Source organism: Desulfosarcina sp. (genome assembly GCF_041551955.1).
Classification (GTDB): Bacteria; Desulfobacterota; Desulfobacteria; order Desulfobacterales; family Desulfosarcinaceae; genus Desulfosarcina.
On the sequence record NZ_JBFELV010000234.1, the window covers coordinates 1 to 7,757 of the forward strand.

A 7,757-nucleotide genomic window follows, 5' to 3' on the forward strand; every position below is an offset into this window, starting at 1 on the left:
AGCCAAAAGTGTGGTCTATGTAGATCAGGACGGCGTCGAACACGAGCAGGAAGCCCGGGTGATTGTTGTTTCGGCCGGCAGCATCCAGTCGCCGAGATTGCTGCTGAACTCCACATCGAATGCCTTTCCCGACGGTTTGGGCAACAGCAGCGGGGTGGTGGGCAAATATTTCATGCAGCATCTAAGCTTGTTTTCAGAGGCCCTCTTTCCTGATCGCATCGACTCCTACCGTGGCTTCAACGGTGGTGCAACCTCGCAGGATTTCGCCAAGACGCAGGCCAATCAGTCGTTTGCGCGGGGGTGGCAAACCGATCTGCACAACGGGATCATCGGGCCCGTGCAGATGGCCAAACAGGCTCATTTATGGGGAAAACCACTCAAAGACTATATGAGACGCAACTTTGGTCATGTGGCCGGCCTTCTGACCATCGGGGAACAACTGCCCGATGAAAGAAATCGTGTGGCGCTGGATCAGGAAGTGAAAGATGAGTACGGCATGCCGGTCCCGCGTATCACGTTTGAATTACGTGAGAATGACCAATCGATGCTGGTCGCCATGGAAAGAAAACTCAAAGAAATCTACGATGCCGCCGGTGCGGTGAAAATCCTTAAAATGGGTATCCGACCCGGCGGCGGCGCTCACAACATGGGAACCTGTCGAATGGGCAATGATCCCACCACCTCGGTATTGAACAGCTTTTGCCAGTCCCATGACGTGTCCAATTTGTTTGTCGTCGATGGCAGCTGTTTCGTCACCGGTGGAACCGCCAACCCCTCACTGACGATTCATGCCATTGCAGCCCGCGCCTCAGCGTACATCGTCGCCGAAGGCCGTAAAATGAATCTATAGCCGTCTTCCGGTGACGTGTATTCCGTTTCAGCGGTTATGAAAAAAAAGTCATCAATTTAAGTAAGTTCTTTCCTATGCAAGTGCATGGCACTATCAGCGCCTTATCCAACCTATTGACATTTATTGTTAAAATTTAACTTGTCGGAAGGCACAACCTTTGCTTTCGTGTTGTGTTCAAGTGCTTCTGACTTCTGAACGCTGGCCTCGGACTTCTGACTGCTAATGTCTCCTATGCGACGAGCAATAAAATTAATTCTGATCTTATCATTTATCGGTATGTCCGCGGGCACCATTCATGCGCAAGTGATTGCCCATCAAAAAGTCAGCGATACTTCCGGCGGATTTACCGGAATACTCGATAATTTCGATGATTTCAGCGAATCACTGTCCCTTTTGGGTGACCTTGACGGGGATGGTGTGCCCGATCTCGCCGTTGGCGCTGAGGATGACGATGATGGGGGAATGGATCGCGGTGCGGTCTATATCCTGTTTCTCAACACCGACGGAACGGTCAAGGCCCACCAGAAGATCAGCGACACATCTGGCGGCTTCACCGGCGCATTGGACGATGTCGATGAATTTGGTCAATCGGTGGCCGGTATAGGCGATCTCGATGGAGACGGTACACCCGATTTGGCCGTTGGTGTTGCAGGCGATGATGACGGCGGTACGAATCGCGGCGCGGTCTGGATCCTGTTTCTCAATACCGACGGAACCGTCAAGGCGCACCAGAAGATCAGCGACACGTCGGGTGGGTTTGCCGGCATCCTTTCGGACAACGGTGGTTTTGCGGAGTCGGTGGCGGCTTTGGGCGATTTTGACGGGGATAATATCCGCGACATCGCCGTGGGTGCCAAGTGGGATGATGACGGCGGTACGGATCGCGGCGCGGTCTGGATCCTGTTCCTCAACACCGACGGGACGGTCAAGGCGCACCAGAAGATCAGCGACACCGCCGGCGGTTTCACCGGCGGATTGGACAATTCCGATGAACTCGGTCAATCGGTGGCCGGTTTAGGCGATCTTGACGGTGACGGCATTATCGATATCGCTGTTGGCGCCAAGTTTGACGATGACGGCGGCACCGACCGCGGCGCGGTCTGGATCCTTTTTCTCAACGCCGACGGGACGGTCAAGGCCCACCAGAAGATCAGTCAAACGGCGGGTGGGTTCGCCGGCCTGCTTTCAGACAACAACGGTTTTGCAGAATCCCTGGCACCCATAGGGGATCTGAACGGTGATACGATCATCGACATCGCCGTGGGTGCCGAGTGGGAGGATGACGGCGGTTTCAATCGCGGTGCCGTCTGGATGTTGTTCCTGGATACCGACGGAACCGTCAAGGCGCATCAGAAGATCAGTGGTACGGCAGGCGGGTTCACCGGTGGTTTGGATGACGGTGATGAATTCGGTCAATCAATCGTTGCCCTGGGTGATGTGGATGGCGATGGCCAATTGGATGTGGCCGTCGGTGCTGACGGGGATGACGACGGCGGCACCGACCGCGGTGCGATCTACATTCTCTTCTCGTTGAATTGGCGCCTGTCAGGTTTAGTCTGTGAAACCGGAACGCGCAATAATGTAGATGAAAATTGGGTAACCGTCAATTTGGATAGTGCTTTCACTTCACCCATCGTTATCGCCAGCCCCAACTATGACGATGCGGATCCGCCGATCGTGGTGCGCATCCGCAATTCAGGCCCCACCGGTTTTGAGATGCGAGCCGTCAATGTGAACGACACCGCTGCCGATATTGCCGGCATCGATGTTTACTACCTGGTTGTTGAAGAAGGGGTCTACACGCAGGCGGAACACGGCATTACCATGGAAGCGCGGCGTTACCCCTCGACCGTCACCGATTTCACCGGCAGCTGGCTTGGCCAATCCCAGTCTTATCTTAACAGCTACACAAACCCGGTCGTCCTGGGCCAGGTGATGACCGAAAACGATGCTGGTTTTTCCGTGTTCTGGTGTCGCGGCGTGGACCGGCAGCAAGCGCCAACAGCTTCAACACTGTTTACCGGCAAGCATGTCGGTGAAGACGGGGACACGACCCGGGCTGACGAAACGATTGGCCTGGTGGTGGTGGAAGCCGGTACCTACGGGTCTTTCGACCCGAATGGTTTGCAGATTGCCGCCGGTGTCGGCCCAGCAGCCGTTTCCGGTGTCGCTGACGCACCGCCCTACACCTATTCGATCAGCGGCATATCCGACGTGGCCGGCGCGGTTGTGTCCCAGGCAGGCATGCGCGGTGGTGACGGCAGTTGGGCGTTGCTCTACGGCGCCAACCCGCTATCCGACACCGCGATCGACCTGGCGGTGGACGAAGACCAGCTTCTTGACCCAGAACAAACCCACGTTCCCGAACAGGTCGCTTACCTGCTGGTCAGCCCGGCGGATGCCGACCGGGATGGAGACGGCGATGTGGATGGCCGCGACCTGGCTGCTTACCTCGCAGAACGGGGTGGCCTCGGCCTGGCGGCCTTTGCCGGCGTATTCGGCAGCCTGGACAGTGGTCCGGCCAACCAGGCACCAGTCCTGGATCCGATCGGGAATAAAAGTGCGACCGAAACCCAGCCTTTGACCTTTGGCGTAACCGCCTCCGATACGGACGGCCCCGCCCCACTTATCTTGAATGCATCAGGCTTGCCGGGGGATGCAAGCTTTACCGACAACGGCGGCGGCAGCGGCATCTTTTCATGGACACCGGCGGTCGGTAATTCAATTGGCGGTCCTTATGCCGTCACCTTCACCGCCACCGACGACAACGGGAACGGTCTGGCTTCCGCTGAGATCATTTCGATATCCGTCGCTCCCGAACCGGTCAACCAGCCACCGGTGCTGGATCCCATCGGCGATCAGATGGTTGTCGAAGGCCAGACGCTCACTTTCACCGTCACGGCAACGGATACGGACGGCCCGGGGCCGTTGGTCCTTGAAGCCTGCGGCCTTCCTGAGAATGCGCAGCTTGCGGATAACGGTGACGGTACGGGCTTGTTCACCTGGACACCGGCAGTCGGGGATGCCGTGTTGGCCCCCCTGACGATTACGATCAGGGCGATCGATGACAACGGCTCGGGCGCCGCCGAACACCAAACCCTGTTAATCGACGTCCAGCCCGCGGCAAGTCTGCCTGATGGGTTTCAACAAGATCCCGGCAGCCAGGGACTCGTGTCGATGGAGGCGGAACATTACCATGCCAAGAATCCGTTTGTATCCCACAACTGGACGGCGAATCCATTTGTTGGTGCTTCAGGTCCCGGGGCACTGGAAGCGACGCCCAATAGCGGTACCATGATCACCAGTGGTTTTGCGCCGCTGAGCAGTCCGCGACTGGATTTCAAGGTGAATTTTGTCAACGCCGGCACCCATTACGTATGGGTCCGCGGCTACGGGCCGGATACCGGCGGCGACAGCATACATGTTGGATTGAACGGCACGGCGGTTACATCGGCAAGTGAGATCAAGTCATTCAACCCGTCCGGAGCCTGGGTCTGGAGCAGCGATGCCTACGGGTCGGGTGCATCGGCCCCGGCCACCATCGACATTCCATCCACCGGTGTGCACACCATCAATGCCTGGATGCGGGAGGACGGGTTCATTTTCGACAAAATTCTACTGACCACCGATCCGGATTTTGTCCCGACAGGAATCGGACCGCCTGAGAGCGCCACCGGCGGCACCCCATTGGTCCTTCCATACGCGGAATCCTTTGATGCGGGTCCGCTGGACGATTGGCAATTTGAGGACGACGCCGGCAATGCTTCCGCCTGGATGCTGCAGGACGGGTCCTATCAACAGCAAAACCAGGTTCGAGCCAGCAGCAGAGAAAACCTTGTCGAATCGTATCACCTCGGGTCCTTTTCTTATTTGACCACGGGGATGCGCCTGCAAAATTATCGGGTGTCGTTTGAGATGACGCCGGCCGCGGAGACCGGCGACGACATCGGCTGCATGATACGCTACCGCAACCCCGATAATTATTATCGCCTTTCGATCGATTCACGGTTCGGGTACACGCGCCTGGAAAAGCGGGTGGCCGGGCAATTTACCCCCCTGGCGTCCAACGCCATCGGGTATACAGTGGGTGAGCCGATCCAGGTGTCGGTAACGGTCAACGGATCCACAATCTATGTTGATATCGACGATAACTTAGTGTTCACCGTGGAGGATTCCGACCTGACCACCGGAACCGTCGCCTTTTACAGTGCCGCGGCCGCTGCCTTTGACAGCCTGCTGATAGAAGGCACGAATTACGCCCCGACAATTGGGCTGTCCTATCCGCTGAGCAACACGGTCGTGGCCCCTTCAACCTTCTCCGTGTCCGCCGTTGCCGCCAGCGAACCCTGCGGCAGCGATGTGGTCTTTTTGCTCGACGGCGCTGTTGTCGACGTGGTCGATGAAGCGCCTTACATCACTCAATTCGCCTCCGTCTCCCAGGGGTATCATCAGATCGAAGCGGTTCTGCGACAAGCGGATGGCACGACCGCGGCCTTCGATCAGAACATCGCCGTCGGGGTCGACGGGGACGATTATGTCGCCACCGGAGACAGCATCACCAATGGCGCCTACGATACCTACCAAACGGACAATCTCGCCCCGGACAACCCGAGCCTTTCTTTCCAGGGATACACCGGGCCTTTGGGAAAAGCCTTAACCGAGACCAACATATACCCCAGCATCGTCGTCAACGAAGGAATTGGCGGAGATCAATCCGGGGATCTTCTCAATATTCGAATCGATTCAATTTTAGAACGCAATCCTGAATTAAATAAATTAACCGTATTGATCGGCACCAATGACTCTGAAGCGAGTATGCCGGCCACTAAAACCGTTTTCGCAAACAATATCCAGGGAATCGTCGACAAAATAAAAGCCAAAAATAACGATATTCAGGTTGTCGTGGGCATCACACCGCCGGCTTTTGGGTCCGGCTCCACCGGATCGATATACCCTGACCCGTCGGCGCCGGAGGCGACGCGCAACGTTCTGATTCGAGATTATCGGGATGCCATCACCCAGAATGTTACCGGCATCGACATCGGGCCGGATTTCTTCAAATGCTTTTTGGAGGAAAGAAATCTCTTCAGTCTGTTCGTGGACAATCTCCATCCCAATGGACTCGGATATGATTACATGACCCGGCTCTGGCACGATGTCTTGACCGGCGCCATGCCATACACCGACCCGTGTCCCCCGCCCCGATTCATCCTGTTGAATCTGGAGCCCTCCACCCATGCACCGTACATCAAACAGAACCTGATCGAGGTCGGAGACCGCTATTACATCGACGAAGCGCACACCGTCAGCGCAATACCTTCCGGACTTGGTCTGGAAAACGGGGTGTGGATCATGACCCCTAATGCTGATGCGACAAACACCAGCAGCGACTACATTACCTTTACGATTGACCGGGCCGTTGACGTGTATGTGGCCTATGATATTGACCCAGGCGACCCCTCAGCGGCCATTCCGGACTGGTTGCTCGGCTACACGGACACGCAGGTAAGCCTTCCGGTCTCAGATCCATCCGCGCAGCTTCACCTGTTCAATCAAACGTTTCCCCCGGGTGACGTTACCTTGGGTGGAAACCTTGCCCAGGGCGCCAACGCTGCGGATGTAAATTATATCGTAATCGTCGTGGAACAATGAAACGCTTCCCTGTAAAATTCAGGGGCTATCTTCACCATTGAACGGATATTATGAGATATTCCAATAAAATAGCCAACCATTCGCTTTTTATCGCGATATTCGCCTTCTTTTTATTGCTGAGTATGGAAACGGCCATCGCCCAAACAGACGCGAAAGCGGCGGTCGATCGTTACATGAACAGTCTTTTCGCCGGCGATATAGAAAACATAAAAAAATGCTTGGGAAAAGATCTGCGAGACAGACGAAAAAATACGTTCAAAGACCCCGACTATAAAAAATTCTTGACCGAACGATATGACGGGGCGACCTATCGAATCATTGAAGATAATCAGAAAAGAAACGGCAGGAATCTCGTTGACGTGGAGATTACGTTTAACACCAGCCAGAAATTGAGGATACGATTGCTGCTCGATGCACATCAAAAGATAATTGACGAGATCGTTCCTTAATTCATCCTGCAGCTGATTCAACTATCGCCCTCTCTTCCTTTTTCCGGTTTTTACCATTTTCAATATGAAAATACGAAAGATGACCTCTTATTGGGAACGGCTTTGGATGAAATTTGCGGGTCGCGGCCCTTTGGGGCGGATGGCAACACGTCTGGCCGTCTGGTTTGCGCCCCCTTACTATGGGCGATGCTATCTTGCGCGAATGAATCCTAAAGGCTACTTTTCACCCAGCGCCACGGTTTATCACGCTAAGGTTCGTTTTGGCCAAAACGTCTTTATTGGTGACAACGTGGTTATTTTTCAAGCTGACCATGGCGGGGCAGTTGAAATTGAAGACCGGGTTCATGTATACGCCAACACCTACATCCAGACCGGTGCCGGTGGGTCGGTCCAAATTGGTCGAGACTCACACATTCACCCCCGCTGTCAGTTGTCGGCCTACCATTCGCGCATCATCATCGGCCGGGATGTGCAAATCGCGCCGAATTGTGCTTTTTACCCCTATAACCATGGGGTTGAACCTGACCAGCTGATCCAGGAGCAGCCGTTGATATCAAGGGGGGACATCGTCATTGGAGACGATGTCTGGCTGGGCTTCGGTGTGATTGTCTTAGATGGCGTGCATATCGGTAAAGGCGCAGTTATTGGGGCCGGATCGGTTGTCTCAAGTGACATCCCCGACTATACCATCGCGGTCGGTTCACCCGCAAGCAGGGTCGGTAGACGCTGCGATATTTGCCCTCCATAATTGATGGTTCCGTAAAAAGTCACAAGTGGTGTCACTCCCGCGAAGGCGGGAGTCCATA

At 55.3% G+C, this 7,757-nt stretch carries 4 protein-coding genes; 3 read left to right on the forward strand and 1 reads right to left on the reverse strand.

What is annotated here, in order from left to right:
• Both ABYV26_RS16255 and ABYV26_RS16260 read left to right on the forward strand, forming a co-directional pair.
• The coding region (locus ABYV26_RS16255) for a GMC oxidoreductase (protein WP_372682405.1) at positions 1-850 on the forward strand (850 nt) is incomplete at its 5' end.
• Positions 851-1,126: 276 nt separating this feature from the next.
• Positions 1,127-6,502, forward strand: a complete 5,376-nt coding sequence (locus ABYV26_RS16260; RefSeq protein WP_372682406.1) for a GDSL-type esterase/lipase family protein — start codon at positions 1,127-1,129, stop codon at positions 6,500-6,502.
• Between the two features lie 110 nt (positions 6,503-6,612).
• Here ABYV26_RS16260 and ABYV26_RS16265 read toward each other — a convergent pair whose 3' ends face one another.
• Positions 6,613-6,972 carry a hypothetical protein gene (locus ABYV26_RS16265; RefSeq protein WP_372682407.1) on the reverse strand — a complete coding sequence of 120 codons (360 nt, stop codon included), beginning with the start codon at positions 6,970-6,972 and terminating at the stop codon, positions 6,613-6,615.
• 43 nt (positions 6,973-7,015) lie between these two features.
• Between ABYV26_RS16265 and ABYV26_RS16270 the strand changes: the two genes are divergently transcribed.
• On the forward strand, positions 7,016-7,699 hold the full coding sequence (locus tag ABYV26_RS16270) for a DapH/DapD/GlmU-related protein (protein ID WP_372682408.1): 684 nt from the start codon (positions 7,016-7,018) through the stop codon (positions 7,697-7,699).
• Positions 7,700-7,757 lie beyond the last annotated feature (58 nt).

Coding starts and splice junctions, on each gene's coding strand:
- ABYV26_RS16260 (WP_372682406.1), top strand. CDS start 1,127: ATGTCCGCGGGCACCATTCATGCGCAAGTGATTGCCCATCAAAAAGTC.
- ABYV26_RS16270 (WP_372682408.1), top strand. CDS start 7,016: ATGAAAATACGAAAGATGACCTCTTATTGGGAACGGCTTTGGATGAAA.